The sequence below is a fragment of the Pseudomonas sp. S37 genome, from assembly GCF_016658545.1.
Classification (GTDB): domain Bacteria; phylum Pseudomonadota; class Gammaproteobacteria; order Pseudomonadales; family Pseudomonadaceae; genus Aquipseudomonas.
The window spans coordinates 1-15,111 of record NZ_JACVZC010000025.1 but is presented as its reverse complement, the minus strand read 5'-3'; the positions used below and the strand labels follow the sequence as shown (position 1 = coordinate 15,111).

Sequence of the window (15,111 nt, the reverse complement as noted above, 5' to 3'; positions counted from 1 at the left end):
AGCCGGGCGGGAAGGCCCGAGTATAACAGAGCTATCGCGCTGTGCTGCTTTCCTGCTGCTCAACGGCGTTGAGAATGTTTCCGGTGTCGCCTGTGTAGCGGTTGCTGATCGCCGCATAGGCCGGTTCCTGCTTGAAACGCTGCAGTTCTTCGGCAAAGGCCACGGCCAATGCCTCGCGCCCGGGTTTGCGCACCAGGCCCAGGTACTGCGCCTGGCGGCTGATCACCAGCGGCAACTGCTCGACTTGTTGTTGCAGGCCCAGTTGATGCAACAGGAAGTGCCCGACCCTGCGGTCGGTGATCGTCAGGTCGACGCGGCCGAGCATCAGCTTGCCGAAGTTGGCTTCGTGGGTGGGGGCTGCTTCACGCTTGAAGTGCGAGGCCTCGGCGAACGCCTGGCCATAGGTGTAGCCCGGCGATGTGCCGATGGTGAGGCCGGCGAGGTCGTCCAGGCGGGTGACGGCATGGCGTCTCGAGCGATTCTGGAACAGCACGAATTCGACCTCGGACATGGGTTCGGCGCCATACACCAGGTAGGGTTGGCGCGCGTCGGTCTGGAAGATGTCGAGAATGCCGTCGGCCAAGCCCTGTTCTGCCATTGCCAGACAGCGCTTCCACGGCAGGAACTGCCATTCCACCTCGACGCCGAGGCGGGCGAAAACCTCGCTGGCGACTTCGTAGTCGATGCCGCGTGGTTGACCGTTGTGCTGATACACATAGGGTGCCCAGTCGTCGGTCACCAGGCGCAAGCGTTCCCCCAGGGCCAACGGGCTCAGGCAAGCGAGCAGCAGGATCCAGAACAGCCGGGCGATGAGTGGCATGGCCGGAGATTACGCGCTCGGCCGGTGCATGGCCAGAGGGTATGGCGTTCTCCTGTGGTGGCCTCTTCGCGGGTTAACCCGCTCCCACAGAGTCCGCACAATTCTTGAGTTTGGCACCGTACCTGTGGGAGCGGGTTCACCCGCGAAGAGGCCAGCACAGGCACACTCAAAATTGGGAAGACCTCAACAGATGCGCCTCGATATCCTTGCGCCGCTCGCCCAGCGACAAGCGCAAACCCGGGTGACGCAGGCACTGGCGCAGCCGCTCTGGCTCCATGTGGCCATGTCGGGCATTGAGGTTTTCCAGGGCCTTGTCCCACCAGGCCGGCGCGCAGGCGCGGTCGAATTCATTGGCGTAGGGGTAGCAGCCATACAGCAGCTCGCGGGCAAACTGGCGCTCCTGGCTGGGCAGGGTCAGGCTCAGGGCCTTGTAGCCCAGGCGATGCAGGGCCGGTGGCCGCGGCAACTGGTCGTTGACCAGGGCCACGTCGGCCAGCGCCGCCGGGCTTAACGGGGCGTGGCCGTGCTTGCGCAGCCAGGCCTGGATCTTCGCGCGAAACTGCGCCTTGCGGCTCCAGTAGTGGTGAATGACATCGGTGCATTCGGCCACCTGTAGCTTGCGATAGGCCGCCACGGCCAGGCAGAACTCTTCGAGGGTATAGGCCTCGCGAGCCAAAGGGTGGAACTCATCCATCAGGGCGATGGAGTGCTCCAGGATGCCGGCGTCTTCGGCAGTAAGGCCGATCACCCCGGAGTTGACCAGTGGCATCTGGCAGTCGGCCAGGCCTCGGGATTGGAGAATGGCCAGCAGGTTCTTGTACAGCAGGCACTTCTGGTTCGCCCCGTAGCGCGGGCCGATGGCATTGCACAGCAGTTTGCCGGGCGCCACTCGGGCGAACAGTTGCAGCGGCGATGTGCGGAAGAAGGTGTCGGTGTCGATCAGCACCGCCAGCGGGTGTTGCTGCAGCACTTGGCGCATAAGCACATGCTTGCTGCGAAAGTGGTAACCGTGAGGGGCGTTCCAGGCTTGGCGCGTGGCCTCGTCCAGCAAGTGAGTGGTAACTGGCAACCCTGCATACGGCTGCGGGTTGTCAGTGTACACCTGGATGTCCATGGCTTCGCCTGCGGCCGGGCCCAGCTGGGCAAGGGCGCTGACGATGCTGAAACAGGCTTCCTGATGGTAGGTTGCCGGGCCAAAAGCCAGGTAGACAAGCTGTGGGCGCGATGGCTGGGGATGCTGCATGGCTGGCAAGACCTGTGTAACCCTGAAATAAATAAGGCTTTAGTCTATGACCAAAGCCTTAATTATTTCTTAAGCAGACCTTGCCAAAAGATTTCAGCGCGGCAGCTTGAGGTTGTTCCACAGCGCCAGGCTCGCTTCGGCCTGGTTCAGGGTATAGAAGTGCAGGCCTGGTGCACCGCCTTGCAGCAGCTGTTCACACATGCGGGTGATCACTTCTTCGCCGAAAGCCTGGATGCTGGCGGTGTCATCGCCATAGGCTTCCAGCTGCTTGCGGATCCAGCGTGGGATCTCGGCGCCACAGGCGTCGGAGAAACGCGCCAGCTTGCTGTAGTTGGTGATCGGCATGATGCCTGGTACCACCGGGATATCCACGCCCAGCTTCTGCGCGCGCTCGACAAAGTAGAAGTAGCTGTCGGCGTTGAAGAAGTACTGGGTGATGGCGCTGTCGGCACCGGCCTTGACCTTGTGCACGAAGTTGCCCAGGTCGGCCTCGAAGTTGCGCGCCTGCGGGTGCATTTCGGGGTAGGCGGCCACTTCCAGGTGGAAGTGATCAGCGGTTTCCTGGCGGATGAACTCGACCAGGTCGCTGGCGTAGCGCAGCTCGCCACTGGCCATGCCCATGCCCGACGGCAGGTCACCGCGCAGGGCAACGATGCGCTTGATCCCGGCAGCCTTGTACTCGGCCAGCAGGGCACGCAGTTCGGCCTTGGTGTCGCCCACGCACGACAGGTGCGGTGCGGCAGGTACCTTTACTTCGTTTTCCAGCTGCAGCACGGTGTTCAGCGTGCGGTCGCGGGTCGAGCCACCGGCACCGTAGGTGCAGGAGAAGAAGTCCGGGTTGCAGGCGGCCAGCTGGCGGGCCACGCCCATCAGCTTTTCGTGACCGGCGTCGGTCTTGGTCGGGAAGAACTCGAAACTGTAGCGGCGTTCTTGTGACATCAGGCGTTCCTCTGGCAGCACGCTTCTGGCGGCAAGCTGCAAGTAAAAGCCAGGTCGGTAGAGGCCGACCTGGCTTGGCATCGTTCAAGAGTGCTGCGGCTTTCGCTTAGTAGCGGTAAGCGTGCGGCTTGAACGGGCCTTCGACCGTCACGCCGATGTAGTCGGCCTGCTGTTTAGTCAGCTGGGTGACCACGCCGCCGAAGCCGCGGACCATTTCCAGGGCCACTTCTTCGTCCAGCTTCTTCGGCAGTACTTCTACGGTCAGGCGCTCGGCTTTCTTCTCGGCCGACAGGTCGGCGAACTTCTGTTCGAACAGGAAGATCTGGGCCAGCACCTGGTTGGCGAACGAACCGTCCATGATGCGGCTTGGGTGGCCAGTGGCGTTACCCAGGTTGACCAGGCGGCCTTCGGCCAGCAGGATCAGGTAGTCGTCGTTCTGCGGGTCAAAGCTGCCAGCGCCGGTACGGTGGATCTTGTGTACCTGCGGCTTGACCTCTTCCCAGGCCCAGTTCTTGCGCATGAAGGCGGTGTCGATCTCGTTGTCGAAGTGACCGATGTTGCACACCACGGCACGCTTCTTCAGGGCCTTGAGCATGTTGGCGTCGCAGACGTTGACGTTACCGGTAGTGGTCACGATCAGGTCGATCTTGCCCAGCAGGGCCTTGTCGATGCTGGCTTCGGTGCCGTCGTTGATGCCGTCGATGAACGGCGAAACCAGCTCGAAGCCGTCCATGCAGGCCTGCATGGCGCAGATCGGGTCAACTTCGGTGACCTTGACGATCATGCCTTCCTGGCGCAGGGACTGGGCCGAGCCCTTGCCCACGTCGCCGTAGCCGATCACCAGGGCCTGCTTGCCCGACAGCAGGTGGTCGGTACCGCGCTTGATGGCGTCGTTCAGGCTGTGACGGCAGCCGTACTTGTTGTCGTTCTTGCTTTTGGTAACCGAGTCGTTGACGTTGATCGCTGGGACTTTCAGCTCGCCCTTGGCCAGCATGTCCAGCAGGCGGTGTACGCCAGTGGTGGTTTCTTCGGTCACGCCGTGCACGCGGTCCAGTACCTGTGGGTACTTCTTGTGCAGCAGTTCGGTCAGGTCGCCACCGTCGTCGAGGATCATGTTCGCGTCCCATGGCTGGCCATCTTTCAGGATGGTCTGCTCCAGGCACCACTCGTACTCTTCTTCGGTTTCACCTTTCCAGGCGAACACCGGGATACCGGCGGCGGCGATGGAGGCGGCGGCCTGGTCCTGGGTGGAGAAGATGTTGCAGGACGACCAGCGCACTTCGGCACCCAGGGCAACCAGGGTTTCGATCAGCACGGCAGTCTGGATGGTCATGTGGATGCAGCCCAGGATCTTCGCACCCTTGAGCGGTTGCTCGGCCAGGTACTTGCGACGCAGGCCCATCAGTGCAGGCATTTCCGATTCGGCGATGATGGTTTCGCGACGGCCCCAGGCGGCCAGGGAGATGTCGGCGACTTTGAAATCGGTAAAACCAGCAGGCATGTTTGCAGCGCTCATGAGAGCCTCCATTCGTAGTGTGCGAATGGGCGCCGTTGTGCGTTAAGCGCCCGCGAGAGCGAGCAACGCCCCATCCGAGCCTGACAGGCCTAGCCTGCTGCAGCGCCCCTCGGACAGGTGGCGGGCATGGCACCGCTGAGGGCAACCATGTAAAGCGGCGGAGATTATAGCCGCGCCCGCCGGCTTGCCCAAGGTTTTCTGTCGATTAATCGCGACGATAGTCGATGTTCAATGGAGCGATGGCGGCCGCTCTGCCATCATTGCTACACGTTAGCCAAGCAGGTCAGGAGTACAGATGAACTTTCACACCCGCAAGTGGGTTAAACCCGAAGACCTCAACCCCAATGGCACCCTGTTCGGTGGCAGCCTGTTGCGCTGGATCGACGAAGAGGCGGCCATCTACGCCATCGTCCAGCTGGGCAACCAGCGCGTGGTGACCAAGTACATGTCGGAAATCAACTTCGTCAGTGCATCGCGCCAGGGCGACATCATCGAACTGGGCATTACCGCCACCGAGTTCGGCCGCACCTCGATCACCCTCAAGTGCGAAGTGCGCAACAAGATCACCCGCAAGAGCATCCTGACCGTCGACAAGATGGTGTTCGTCAACCTGGGTGAAGACGGCTTGCCGGCGGCCCATGGGCGGACCGCGATCAAGTATGTGCAGGACCAGTTCCCGGATTCTGCAGTGGAATAGACATCTTGGGGCTGCTGCGCAGCCCATCGCGACACAAGGCCGCTCCTACAGGAGATCGCGTTCCCCTGTAGGAGCGGCCTTGTGTCGCGATGGGCCGCAAAGCGGCCCCAAAATCTCAAGGCTGGTCGCTAACCTTGCGCACCACCCGCCCAATGCTCAACCCCTGCACCAAAATCGACGACAGCACCACGATGTAGGTGATCGACAGCAGCAGGTCACGCTCCTCGCCCAATGGCAGCGACAGTGCCAGGGCCACCGACACCCCGCCACGCAGGCCACCCCAGGTCAGCACCCGTACCGTGCCCTTGGGCACCGGCCGCCAACGGCGCAGCAGCACGATCGCCGGCGCCACGGTCAGCAACCGCGACAACAGCACCGCCAATGCCAGCACACCGCCAGCCGCCAGGTGCATCCAGTTGAACGGCAGCAGCAACAGTTCCAGGCCGATCAAGGCGAACAGCAGGGCATTGAGCATGTCATCGATCAGCTCCCAGAAGCCGTCCATGTAGCGCCGGGTCATGTCGTTCATCGCCAGGTTGCGGCCCAGGTTGCCGATGATCAGGCCGGCCACCACCATGGCGATCGGCGCCGACACATGCAGCTCGTAGCACATCGCCGAGCCACCGATCACCAGTGCCAGGGTCAGCATGACCTCCACCTGGTACTGCTCGACACTTTTGATCATGCGATAGGTGGCGTAGCCGATCAGGCCACCAAACACCACGCCGCCAATGGCCTCGCGGGCAAACAGGATCGCGGTGTCGGTCATGCTAGGCGTTTCGCCCAGCTGGATGATGCCCAGCAACACGGTGAACACCACTACTGCGGTGCCGTCGTTGAATAGCGACTCGCCAACGATGGTGGTTTTCAGCGGTTTGGGCGCATTGGCAGTGCGCAGTGCGCCGAGCACGGCAATCGGGTCGGTCGGCGAGATCAGCGCGCCGAACAGCAGGCAGTAGATCAGCGGCACCTGCCAGCCAAACAGGGCAAACACCCAGTGCGACAGGTAACCGATGACCACGGTGGCAATCAGCACGCCGACGGTGGCCAGCAGGCCGATCGGCCAGCGGTAGCTGCGCAGGTCGGTGAGGTTGACGTGCAGGGCGCCGGCAAACAGCAGAAACGCCAGCATCCAGTGCATCAGCAGGTCATTGAAGTCGATCTGGTTCATCAAGCCTTCGACGCGTTCTTCCAGGCCAGGGAAGCCGATCAGGCTCAGGCCCTGCAGAATCAGCGAAAACAGCAACGCCGTGACCATGACGCCGATGGCGGGGGGCAGGCCGATGAAACGGTAGTTCACATAGGTGAGCAGGGTGGTGAGGCAGATAAACGCGGCAACTAATTCAAGCATCCCGAATCCTGTAACAGTGGCTTCCAAGTCGTAACCCGAATGGCTCGGGCAGTTCTTTGATGACCTGGCGAGGGGTTCGGGACACAGGCTTTGACCGGATTCGTTTCATTCGTTCCCGCATGGAGCTGGTATTACGTACCTTGTGGGAGCGGGTTCACCCGCGAAAAATGCGACGCGGTGCATGGCACCGGCTTTGCCGGTGTTCGCGGGTGAACCCGCTCCCACAACGGTCCCACGGAACGCTATATATTCAACCCCTGAAAAAACTTACAAGGATAAGAAGGCGTGTTGGCAACATCCCTGGTGCTGGTCGCCGCCCTGCTGCATGCGACCTGGAATACCCTGATCAAATTCAGCGGCGAGCGCCTGCTGGTGATCGCCAGCATGGACACCGTCGCACTGGCCTTCGCAGTGCTGGCCGTGGCCTTCGTCGAGGTACCGCCGGCCAACATCTGGCCGTGGCTGATCGCTTCGGCGCTGGCCGAGCAGCTGTACCGCTACCTGTTGATCCAGGCCTACCGCGTGGGCGACCTGGGGCTGGTCTATCCTCTGATGCGCGGGCTATCGCCGCTGGTGGTGCTGGGGCTGACCCTGGCCTTTGCCGGGGAGTCGCTGAGCCAGCAGCAGATCATCGGCATCCTGCTGATCCCTTGTGGCATGGCGTGCCTGTTGTGGCAGGGCGGCGGTGGTGACCGGCTGCCCTGGTCCATGCTGCCAGTGGTGGCGCTGATCGGCCTGTGCATCGGCTGCTACACCTGGTTCGACGGCCAGGCCGTGCGCCTGTGGGGCAAGCCGTGGGACTACCTGGTGTGGCTGACCCTGCTCAGCGCCTGGCAATTCCCGCTGCTGGCCACTGTTGCGCGGCGGGCACCGTTCGTATTGTTCTGGCGCAGCCAATGGCGCCTGGGGCTGGCGGTAGGGTTCTGCGTACTGTTCAGCTATGCCCTGGTGTTGTGGGCCATGCACCTGGGCTCGGTGGCCGAGGCAGCGGCACTGCGGGAGTTGAGCGTGATCCTGGTGGTGTTGCTGGGCATGCGCTACCTGAAAGAACCTTTTGGCGGGCCGAGACTCCTAGCTTGCGGGCTGGTGTTGGCCGGCATGCTGGTAATGAAGCTTTGACCTCAAGACTGAACAAGGAGTCCTGCCTATGACCGTTGCCCTGTGGTGCATTTTGATCGCGCTGCTGTTGAACCCGCTTTGCGCCTTGATCGCCAAAGTGAGCAGCGGCCGCTTCGGCCTGAAGGACAATCATGACCCGCGGGCTTTCCTTGATACCTTATCGGGCTTGCCAAGGCGTGCGCATGCTGCGCAGCAGAACGGCTACGAGGCGTTTCCGGCGTTCGCCGCAGCGGTGCTGGTGGCGGATATCGTCGGCAATGCCGAGCAGGTGACCCAGGATGTGCTGGGGGTGATGTACATCACCAGCCGCTTGCTCTACATCATCTGCTACCTGGCTGACTGGGCGGCCTTGCGCTCGCTGGTGTGGTTTGCCGGGCTGGCGATCATCGTGGCGTTTTTTGTGGTTTCCATCTGAAACCGGGCGCGGTCCCTTGTGGGAGCGGCTTCAGCCGCGAACACCGGCAAAGCCGGTGCCATGCACCGCGTGGTCATCTTCGCGGCTAAAGCCGCTCCTACAGGGTGCGCGCGAGCGGTCACGGAACCTTGGGCACCTCAGGCAACGGCTGGCCTTTGGGCCACAGCATCCAGATCTGCCCCTGCTGCTTCATGTTCCCGGCCAGCTCACCGGCCTGCGGCCCGGTACCCCAGAACAAGTCCGCACGCACCTCACCGGCAATCGCCCCGCCCGTGTCCTGAGCGCCCACCGGGCGCACCACCGGTGAACCATCCGGGCGGGTGGTGGACAACCACAACAGGCTACCCAGCGGTATCACCTTGCGGTCGATGGCCACGCTATACCCTGCAGTCAGCGGCACGTTCAGCGAGCCGCGCGGGCCTTCGTTGCTGTCCGGGCGGGTGCTGAAGAACACATAGCTGGGGTTGCTGGCCAGCAGTTCCGGCACGCGCTGCGGGTTGGCCTGGGCCCAGGCATGTATGGCGCCCATGCTCACGTCTTCCTTCTTCAACTGGCCTTGCTCCACCAGCCAGCGGCCAATTGGCCGGTAGGGGTGGCCGTTCTGGTCGGCATAGCCCAGACGCAGCTGGCGGCCGTCTTCCAGTTGTACCCGGCCAGAACCCTGGATCTGCAGGAACTGCAGGTCCATCGGGTCGGTCAGCCAAGCCAGCACCGGCGCCTTGACGCCGTCACGGTTGATGACCTCGGCTGTGTCGTAAGGCTTGAGCACCCGGCCATCCAGGCGCCCGCGCAGGCGCTTGCCCTTGAGTTCGGGGTACACGCTGGCCAGGTCGACCACGATCATGTCGTCGGGGATGCCGTAGACCGCCACATGATTGGTTTTCGACTGGCTCAGGCTGCCGGGGTAGACCGGTTCGTAGTAACCGGTAATCAGGCCGTTGGCGTTGTTCTCGGCAGAACGCAGGCCGTAAACCTCCAGGTTCTGTTCCAGGAAGGTGCGTACCTGGGCGGCACTGGCGGTGGCACTGCCGGCCGCTTCGCAGGTGGCGGCCCATACCTTGTCGCGCTTGAGCTTTTCGCAACCGCTGCGCCAGGCGTAGAAGCCGGCCAGCAGGTCTTCATCGCTGACGGCTGGCAGGTCTTTCCAGGTGGCCGGAGCGTAGGTGGCAATGGCATGGGGCTCGGGCTTGGCGTTCTCGCCGCCGTTGCAACCGGCCAGCAAGGCCAGCACCGGGAATGTCCAAGCCAGGTGGCGCAGGGCAGATTTCATGTGTGCATTCCTGTCATGGGCGAACATGAATATTCACCCCTGTTTTTTGTATGGCTATTGGTCTTTGGCCGCTGCCCGGCGATACTGGCCGCCCATTTGCGTAGGCCGAAGTGAGCGTGATGTTGAAGCGATTGACCGTTGTTCTGCTGGCAGCACTGGCCTTGGGCGGGGCCCTGAGCGGGTGCGACAGGGTTGACCCGAACTCGCCGCTGGGCAAGCGCAAGGTGATCTTCAAGGACATGCTCAAGACCAGCGAAGACCTGGGCGGCATGTTGCGGGGCCGCTTGCCGTTCGACGGGGTGAAGTTTGCCGACGGTGCGCTGAAACTGGACAACCTCTCGCACCAGCCGTGGCAGCACTTTCCGCAGGTGCGCGACGGCGGAGACAGCAGTGCGCGTGCCGAGGTGTGGGAGCGCCAGACGCGTTTCCATGACCTGGCCCGGCAGCTGGAAGGCGTCACCGGCGAACTGGTCGATGTGACCCGCAACCAGCCGCTGGATGCTGCGCAGCTGAAGGCACCGATGGACAAGGTCGAGGCGGCGTGCAAGGCCTGTCATAGCGAGTTCCGCAATCACTGATGGCATTTACTGTCTTTCGCGGAATCTGGCAGCTTGCCCCAACCCCTGTAGGAGCGGCCTTGTGTCGCGATCGGGCCGCGCTGCGGCCCCGACGATTTATGCATCAAGGCTTTAATCCAGGGGGCCGCTGTGCGGCCCGATCGCGACACAAGGCCGCTCCTACAAGGGCCGCGTTTGACGCTGGCCTCAGCGGTCGAGGTCGTCCACGGCTTCCTGCAGCTCTTTACGCGACTCGGCCAGCTTGTCCTTGCGCTTGTTGATCTTCTCGGAATCGCCTTTCTTCTCGGCTTTCTTCAAGTCCTTTTCCCGCTGCGCCACTTCGTGACGGGCGTCGAGCACCTTCTGTTCACGTTCCTTGCGCAGGCTGGCATCGGTGCAGTTATCGACCCCGCGCAGCGCTGCTTCCAGCCCGGCGACCTGGTCGGTATTGCCGTGGTCACGGGCAATCTTCAACTGGTTCTCGATGGCGCTGCGCTTGGCGGCGCAGCCGGTCAGGCCGGCATCCGGTTGGGCGGCCTGTACGGCGCTCGCAGCAAAACCGAGGGTCGCGAGCAGGAAAAGGGTCGAAATACGTTTCATGAAAAGCCTCCTGAACGGGGCGGGGCAGCAAAAAAGTAGGGTGAAATCCTGCCTTGGTTTTGTCCATTTAGAAACCCTTGTCGGGGTTTTCCGCTTGAAACTCGGGGTTTTCCTACGAGTAAATTGGTAAAAAATCATTGCTTGCTGCTTTGAAAGCCATCAATTCCGGCATCGGCCAGTTGCGTTGCAATGGCTTGTACCTGTTCGGCCGCAAAAAAGCCGGCCAGTTGTCGGGCGCGCTTTTCGCCAATACCGGGCAACGCTTGCCAATCGGCAGGTGTGCGGGCTGCCAGCACGTGCCAGTCGCCTGGCACCTGCGTGCCACTGGGTATGGGAGCACCCAGCCCCCGCAGCCAATGGGCAAATGGCCGTGTGCGCGCCGCGTCGAAACTGCTGCGCAGCTGGGCCGCCGTCGCCTCGCTGATGCCCTTTGCCTGGCCCAGTTGCCGGGCACCCAGTTGCTGCCAGTCGCTCAGTGAGGTGACCAGCCCGGCTGCGACCAGACGGCGCCATGTACCGGGGCCGGTGCGCGGCAACGCCAGCCCCTGCCTACCGCTGAGCCAGGTGAGGCGGGCAATGAACTGTTCTTCACAGCCTGCACTGGCCTGCCAGCAACTGTGGGCGTGATACTGGCCGGGTGTGGGGGCCGATACCGGCAGGCGCTCGACGGCGCGGTGTACCACTTGCTCCAGGCGCGGGATGGTCAGCCCGGCAAGGCTGACGGCCACCTGGTCACCGGGGCGTATATCCAGACTTTGCCAGCGCGCCAACGAACCCAGGCTCACCTGCGTGATCCGCCGATCATCGAGGGTTACCGGCAGCAGCTGCAGCACGGGTGTGACCCGGCCAGTGCGGCCGACGCGAAAACGTACATCCCGCACTTCGGTCATGGCCTGGGTATACGGGTACTTCCAGGCCGCGATCCAGTACGGCGCCTTGGCCTGCCAGCGTTCTGCCGGTGGCCGGCAGCCCTGGCGCAGCACCACGCCATCGGTAGCGAAGGGAAGGGCGGCGCGATACCAGTGCTCGCGCCAATCGGCGGCCTCTTCCAGCGTATCGATGGCAGCGCTGTAGCGCTGGCTGTCGGCAAAACCCAGCTGGGCCAGCTGCGCCAGGCGTTCGGCCTGCTGCCCGGGGCCGTTCGGCCAGTCCCAGACGAACAGGCCAACAGCATTGCCTTGTTCGCTGCTCAGTTGCTTGCGCGCAAGCAACCCGGCCACGGTACCACGAGCGTTGGCGCTGCCAGCCTGGGCTTGCACATGCGCGTTCAGGCGCAGGTACAGTTCACCCTGCAGCTGCAGGTCGATGGCACGAGGCAACTGGCGGGTGATGGCGCCGAGCTGCGGGATGTGGCGGCTCCAGTCGTGCCCTCGGGCGCCGTCACCACGGCTGATCAGTTGCACCAGGCGGCCTTGTCGGTAGATGAGGGAAACCGCTACACCGTCGACCTTGGGCTGTACCCACACATCGGCCTTGCCGGCCAGCCAGCGTTGCACGGCCTGGCGGTCGGCCAGTTTGTCGATGCCCGTGTGCGGTACCGGGTGAGGGAGGGGGCCGCTGGCGCTGGCCAGGGGCGAAGGCCCGGTCGCCAGGCCGAAACACTGCTGCAAATGCTCAAGGCGCTGACGGCTCTGGTCATACAGTTCATCGGGCACTAATGCGATGCCCTGGCGATGGTAGTGGTCATCCCAATTGCCGAGTGTTTCTCTTAGTTGAGTGACCTCGGTAGCGACTTGTAGTGGGTTCCAGTCGGGGCATGGGGTGGCGTGGGCCAGTGGGGTGGCAAGCACCCCTAACAGGGTGAAAAGCAGCATCAGCGGCATGGCCTGCATCCTTGCATGGCGGGTGGGAGCCCCCCAGCCTAGGCAGGTTCGCCGGTGTTTGCTGGTGCACGATTGTCAGCCGATATGTCATGAAAAAGCCCCTGCCGATCACTCGGCAGGGGCTTTCGTCCAGCGCTGCAGGAAAACTTACAGGCCGGCAGCGTCACGCAACGACTGGGCGCGGTCGGTGCGTTCCCAGGTGAAGGTGGTGAAGGTGTCGTCGCCGACCGTCTTCTGCTGCGGTTCACGGCCGAAGTGGCCGTAGGCAGCGGTTTCCTGGTACATCGGGTGCAGCAGGTCGAGCATGGTGGTAATGGCGTACGGACGCAGGTCGAAGCACTCGCGCACCAGCTGGATGATCTTGTCGTCGGAGACCTTGCCGGTACCGAAGGTATTGATCGAGATGGAGGTTGGCTGGGCCACGCCAATGGCGTACGACACCTGGATCTCGCAACGCTCGGCCAGGCCGGCGGCGACGATGTTCTTGGCCACGTAGCGGCCAGCGTAGGCGGCAGAACGGTCGACCTTGGACGGGTCCTTGCCGGAGAACGCGCCACCACCGTGGCGGGCCATGCCGCCGTAGGAGTCGACGATGATCTTGCGGCCGGTCAGGCCACAGTCACCCACCGGGCCACCAATGATGAAGTTGCCGGTCGGGTTGATGTGGTACTGAGTGCCCTTGTGCAGCAGTTCGGCAGGCAGGGTGTGCTTGACGATCAGCTCCATCACGGCTTCCTGCAGGTCTTTCTGCGAAACCTCTGGGTTGTGCTGGGTCGACAGCACCACGGCGTCGATGCCGACGACCTTGCCGTTTTCGTAACGGCAGGTGACCTGCGACTTGGCATCCGGGCGCAGCCATGGCAGCAGGCCGGACTTGCGTGCTTCGGCCTGGCGCTCGACCAGGCGGTGCGAGAAGCAGATCGGTGCCGGCATCAGCACTTCGGTTTCGTTGCTGGCATAGCCGAACATCAGGCCCTGGTCACCGGCGCCCTGGTCTTCCGGCTTGGAGCGGTCGACGCCCTGGGCGATGTCCACCGACTGCTTGCCGATGATGTTCATCACGGCGCAGGTGGCGCCGTCGAAGCCGACGTCGGAGCTGTTGTAGCCGATGTCGATGATGACCTTGCGCACCAGGTCTTCCAGGTCGACCCAGGCCGACGTGGTGACTTCGCCGGCGATGATGGCGACACCGGTCTTGACCAGGGTTTCACACGCTACGCGGGCGTATTTGTCCTGGGCGATGATGGCATCGAGGACCGCGTCCGAAATCTGGTCGGCGATCTTGTCCGGATGCCCTTCGGACACGGACTCGGAGGTGAAAAGGGAGTATTCGCTCATCTCGAAGGTTCCTGAAATTTACCGATGGTGTATGTCGCCAGCCGTCCGCTGGAAATGGCGGACCTGGATCTGGAAACCGTTACGCAAGCCCACGTACAGGCTGTCCGCATGGGCCAGCCCGGCAGCGTTGGCCCAGCGGGCCAGGTCGTCCTGTTCGAAGCCAAGCCAGAGGTCGCCGCAGGCTTCGCGTGCCCACCCCTGGTCGTGGCTGCACAATTCGGTGACCAGCAGGCTACCGCCTGCCTTCACCCGTTTGGCCAGCTGGCGCAAGGCCAGGGCCGGGTCGCTGAAATGGTGCAGCACCATGTTCAGCACAACGCAGTCGGCGGCCACATCCGTTGCACCCAGTGCATCGGCCAACTGCAGGTTAACGTTGTCGAGCCCTTCGCGCTGGCATACCTGGCGCGCCAGTTCGAGCATGGTCGCGCTGTTGTCCAGGGCGGTGACCTGGGCAAAGCGCCGGGCCAGGTCGGGCAGGAAGCCACCGTCACCGGGGCCGACCTCCAGGGCACTGGCAGCCGGGTCGAAATGCAATTTGTCGAGCAGCGCCAGCAGGCTTTCGCGGTACTGCGGCAGGCCGGCGATCAGGTCTTGCTGGGCGCGGAATTTTTCTTCCACGCGCAGGAAGAAGTCCTGGCTGGTGGCCGCGCGGCGCTGCTGGACCTGGGCGATGCGCGCCTGTACGTCAGGCGGCAGCGCCAGGTCATCGACCTCATCGAGCAGGGCCGCATGCAGCCGGCCACCCAGGCGAAGGCTGTCGGGCAATGCGCGGCGGTAGAAAATGGCATTGCCTTCACGGCGGGTGGCTACCAGCTCGGCCTGGGCCAGCACCTTCAGGTGATGGCTCATGCCCGATTGGCCGACGTCGAAGATCTGTGCCAGTTCCAGCACGCCGAACGAATCGTTGGCCAAGGCGCGCAGCACGTTCAGGCGCAACTCGTCGCCACTGGCTTTGCACAGGGCGGCCAATGCTTCGCGTTGCTCAGGGATCGATTGCGCACGGAGGTTCATGGGCCGGCAGTCTAGACAGGCATCGGTGCCCTAGCAAGGGCAATATCAAAAAGTTTTGATATTGGCTGATGGGCGGAGTGCGAGGTTGCCAATGCCGGCCTCTTCGCGGGTGAACCCGCTCCCACAGGTTCACCATTGCCTTCAGGCCTCATGCGATCCCTGTGGGAGCGGGTTCACCCGCGAAGAGGCCAGCACGGTTTCCCGGATATTTACCCGAAATGAATGCCAATCAGAGGAAAATCCCCCGACTGCGACCATCCGTCATTGCCCCAAGCCCCCCCAGTGGGCGAAAATGGCCGCCTTTTTCGTGACACCACCTATACAAGCCCCCAGGAGACCAGCGATGCCCAGCCGTCGTGAACGTGCCAACGCCATTCGCGCCCTCAGCATGGATGCCGTGCAAAAGGCTAAT

General features: G+C 63.0%; 14 protein-coding genes, 1 pseudogene and 1 riboswitch. Of the genes and pseudogenes, 5 read left to right on the top strand and 10 right to left on the bottom strand.

Annotation, left to right across the window (positions count from 1 at the left end; all coding sequences use genetic code 11):
* Window positions 1-31: 31 nt before the first annotated feature.
* From IAE39_RS11075 to ahcY, 4 genes are all read right to left on the bottom strand, one after another.
* Window positions 32-820 carry a substrate-binding periplasmic protein gene (locus IAE39_RS11075; RefSeq protein WP_201202190.1) on the bottom strand — a complete coding sequence of 263 codons (789 nt, stop codon included), beginning with the start codon at window positions 818-820 and terminating at the stop codon, window positions 32-34.
* A 166-nt stretch (window positions 821-986) separates the two neighbouring features.
* A complete protein-coding gene (locus IAE39_RS11070; protein WP_201202189.1) occupies window positions 987-2,063 on the bottom strand; it encodes a hypothetical protein in 1,077 nt (358 codons plus the stop codon).
* A gap of 93 nt (window positions 2,064-2,156) precedes the next feature.
* Window positions 2,157-3,002 (bottom strand): methylenetetrahydrofolate reductase [NAD(P)H], encoded by an 846-nt coding sequence (gene metF, locus IAE39_RS11065; RefSeq protein ID WP_201202188.1) that lies wholly within the window; start codon window positions 3,000-3,002, stop codon window positions 2,157-2,159.
* A gap of 106 nt (window positions 3,003-3,108) precedes the next feature.
* Window positions 3,109-4,518, bottom strand: coding sequence for an adenosylhomocysteinase (ahcY, locus tag IAE39_RS11060; RefSeq protein WP_201202187.1), 1,410 nt, complete (start codon window positions 4,516-4,518; stop codon window positions 3,109-3,111).
* 20 nt (window positions 4,519-4,538) lie between these two features.
* Window positions 4,539-4,635: riboswitch (S-adenosyl-L-homocysteine riboswitch) on the bottom strand.
* A gap of 178 nt (window positions 4,636-4,813) precedes the next feature.
* Here ahcY and IAE39_RS11055 point away from each other — a divergent pair.
* Window positions 4,814-5,215: an acyl-CoA thioesterase gene (locus IAE39_RS11055; RefSeq protein WP_009682837.1), complete on the top strand. Its 402-nt coding sequence runs from the start codon at window positions 4,814-4,816 to the stop codon at window positions 5,213-5,215.
* 115 nt (window positions 5,216-5,330) lie between these two features.
* Here the strand turns inward: IAE39_RS11055 and IAE39_RS11050 are convergent, their stop codons facing one another.
* On the bottom strand, window positions 5,331-6,566 hold the full coding sequence (locus IAE39_RS11050) for a cation:proton antiporter (protein ID WP_201202186.1): 1,236 nt from the start codon (window positions 6,564-6,566) through the stop codon (window positions 5,331-5,333).
* Window positions 6,567-6,851: 285 nt separating this feature from the next.
* Between IAE39_RS11050 and IAE39_RS11045 the strand changes: the two genes are divergently transcribed.
* Together IAE39_RS11045 and IAE39_RS11040 are read left to right on the top strand one after the other, a co-directional pair.
* Window positions 6,852-7,685 carry an EamA family transporter gene (locus IAE39_RS11045; protein WP_201202185.1) on the top strand — a complete coding sequence of 278 codons (834 nt, stop codon included), beginning with the start codon at window positions 6,852-6,854 and terminating at the stop codon, window positions 7,683-7,685.
* A 28-nt stretch (window positions 7,686-7,713) separates the two neighbouring features.
* On the top strand, window positions 7,714-8,100 hold the full coding sequence (locus IAE39_RS11040; RefSeq protein ID WP_201202184.1) for an MAPEG family protein: 387 nt from the start codon (window positions 7,714-7,716) through the stop codon (window positions 8,098-8,100).
* 118 nt (window positions 8,101-8,218) lie between these two features.
* Here IAE39_RS11040 and mltA read toward each other — a convergent pair whose 3' ends face one another.
* Window positions 8,219-9,370, bottom strand: coding sequence for a murein transglycosylase A (gene mltA / locus IAE39_RS11035; RefSeq protein WP_201202183.1), 1,152 nt, complete (start codon window positions 9,368-9,370; stop codon window positions 8,219-8,221).
* A gap of 119 nt (window positions 9,371-9,489) precedes the next feature.
* On the opposite strand from mltA, the gene IAE39_RS11030 reads away from it, so the two are divergent.
* Window positions 9,490-9,948 (top strand): c-type cytochrome, encoded by a 459-nt coding sequence (locus IAE39_RS11030; protein ID WP_201202182.1) that lies wholly within the window; start codon window positions 9,490-9,492, stop codon window positions 9,946-9,948.
* A gap of 186 nt (window positions 9,949-10,134) precedes the next feature.
* On the opposite strand, the gene IAE39_RS11025 is transcribed toward IAE39_RS11030, so the two are convergent.
* The 4 genes from IAE39_RS11025 to IAE39_RS11010 form a co-directional block, all read right to left on the bottom strand.
* On the bottom strand, window positions 10,135-10,527 hold the full coding sequence (locus IAE39_RS11025) for a DUF1090 domain-containing protein (protein ID WP_201202181.1): 393 nt from the start codon (window positions 10,525-10,527) through the stop codon (window positions 10,135-10,137).
* 134 nt (window positions 10,528-10,661) lie between these two features.
* Window positions 10,662-12,350 (bottom strand): NAD-dependent DNA ligase LigB, encoded by a 1,689-nt coding sequence (gene ligB, locus IAE39_RS11020; RefSeq protein WP_201202179.1) that lies wholly within the window; start codon window positions 12,348-12,350, stop codon window positions 10,662-10,664.
* Window positions 12,351-12,497: 147 nt separating this feature from the next.
* Window positions 12,498-13,688, bottom strand: a complete 1,191-nt coding sequence (gene metK, locus IAE39_RS11015) for a methionine adenosyltransferase (protein WP_016489516.1) — start codon at window positions 13,686-13,688, stop codon at window positions 12,498-12,500.
* A gap of 18 nt (window positions 13,689-13,706) precedes the next feature.
* Window positions 13,707-14,699 (bottom strand): ArsR/SmtB family transcription factor, encoded by a 993-nt coding sequence (locus IAE39_RS11010; protein WP_201202177.1) that lies wholly within the window; start codon window positions 14,697-14,699, stop codon window positions 13,707-13,709.
* 343 nt (window positions 14,700-15,042) lie between these two features.
* On the opposite strand from IAE39_RS11010, the pseudogene IAE39_RS30080 reads away from it, so the two are divergent.
* A pseudogene (locus IAE39_RS30080) lies at window positions 15,043-15,111 on the top strand (transketolase); the annotation flags it as partial.

Coding starts and splice junctions, on each gene's coding strand:
- IAE39_RS11025 (WP_201202181.1), bottom strand. CDS start 10,527: ATGAAACGTATTTCGACCCTTTTCCTGCTCGCGACCCTCGGTTTTGCT.
- IAE39_RS11010 (WP_201202177.1), bottom strand. CDS start 14,699: ATGAACCTCCGTGCGCAATCGATCCCTGAGCAACGCGAAGCATTGGCC.
- IAE39_RS11040 (WP_201202184.1), top strand. CDS start 7,714: ATGACCGTTGCCCTGTGGTGCATTTTGATCGCGCTGCTGTTGAACCCG.
- metK (WP_016489516.1), bottom strand. CDS start 13,688: ATGAGCGAATACTCCCTTTTCACCTCCGAGTCCGTGTCCGAAGGGCAT.
- IAE39_RS11030 (WP_201202182.1), top strand. CDS start 9,490: ATGTTGAAGCGATTGACCGTTGTTCTGCTGGCAGCACTGGCCTTGGGC.
- IAE39_RS11050 (WP_201202186.1), bottom strand. CDS start 6,566: ATGCTTGAATTAGTTGCCGCGTTTATCTGCCTCACCACCCTGCTCACC.
- mltA (WP_201202183.1), bottom strand. CDS start 9,370: ATGAAATCTGCCCTGCGCCACCTGGCTTGGACATTCCCGGTGCTGGCC.
- metF (WP_201202188.1), bottom strand. CDS start 3,002: ATGTCACAAGAACGCCGCTACAGTTTCGAGTTCTTCCCGACCAAGACC.
- ligB (WP_201202179.1), bottom strand. CDS start 12,350: ATGCCGCTGATGCTGCTTTTCACCCTGTTAGGGGTGCTTGCCACCCCA.
- IAE39_RS11070 (WP_201202189.1), bottom strand. CDS start 2,063: ATGCAGCATCCCCAGCCATCGCGCCCACAGCTTGTCTACCTGGCTTTT.
- ahcY (WP_201202187.1), bottom strand. CDS start 4,518: ATGAGCGCTGCAAACATGCCTGCTGGTTTTACCGATTTCAAAGTCGCC.
- IAE39_RS11055 (WP_009682837.1), top strand. CDS start 4,814: ATGAACTTTCACACCCGCAAGTGGGTTAAACCCGAAGACCTCAACCCC.
- IAE39_RS11075 (WP_201202190.1), bottom strand. CDS start 820: ATGCCACTCATCGCCCGGCTGTTCTGGATCCTGCTGCTCGCTTGCCTG.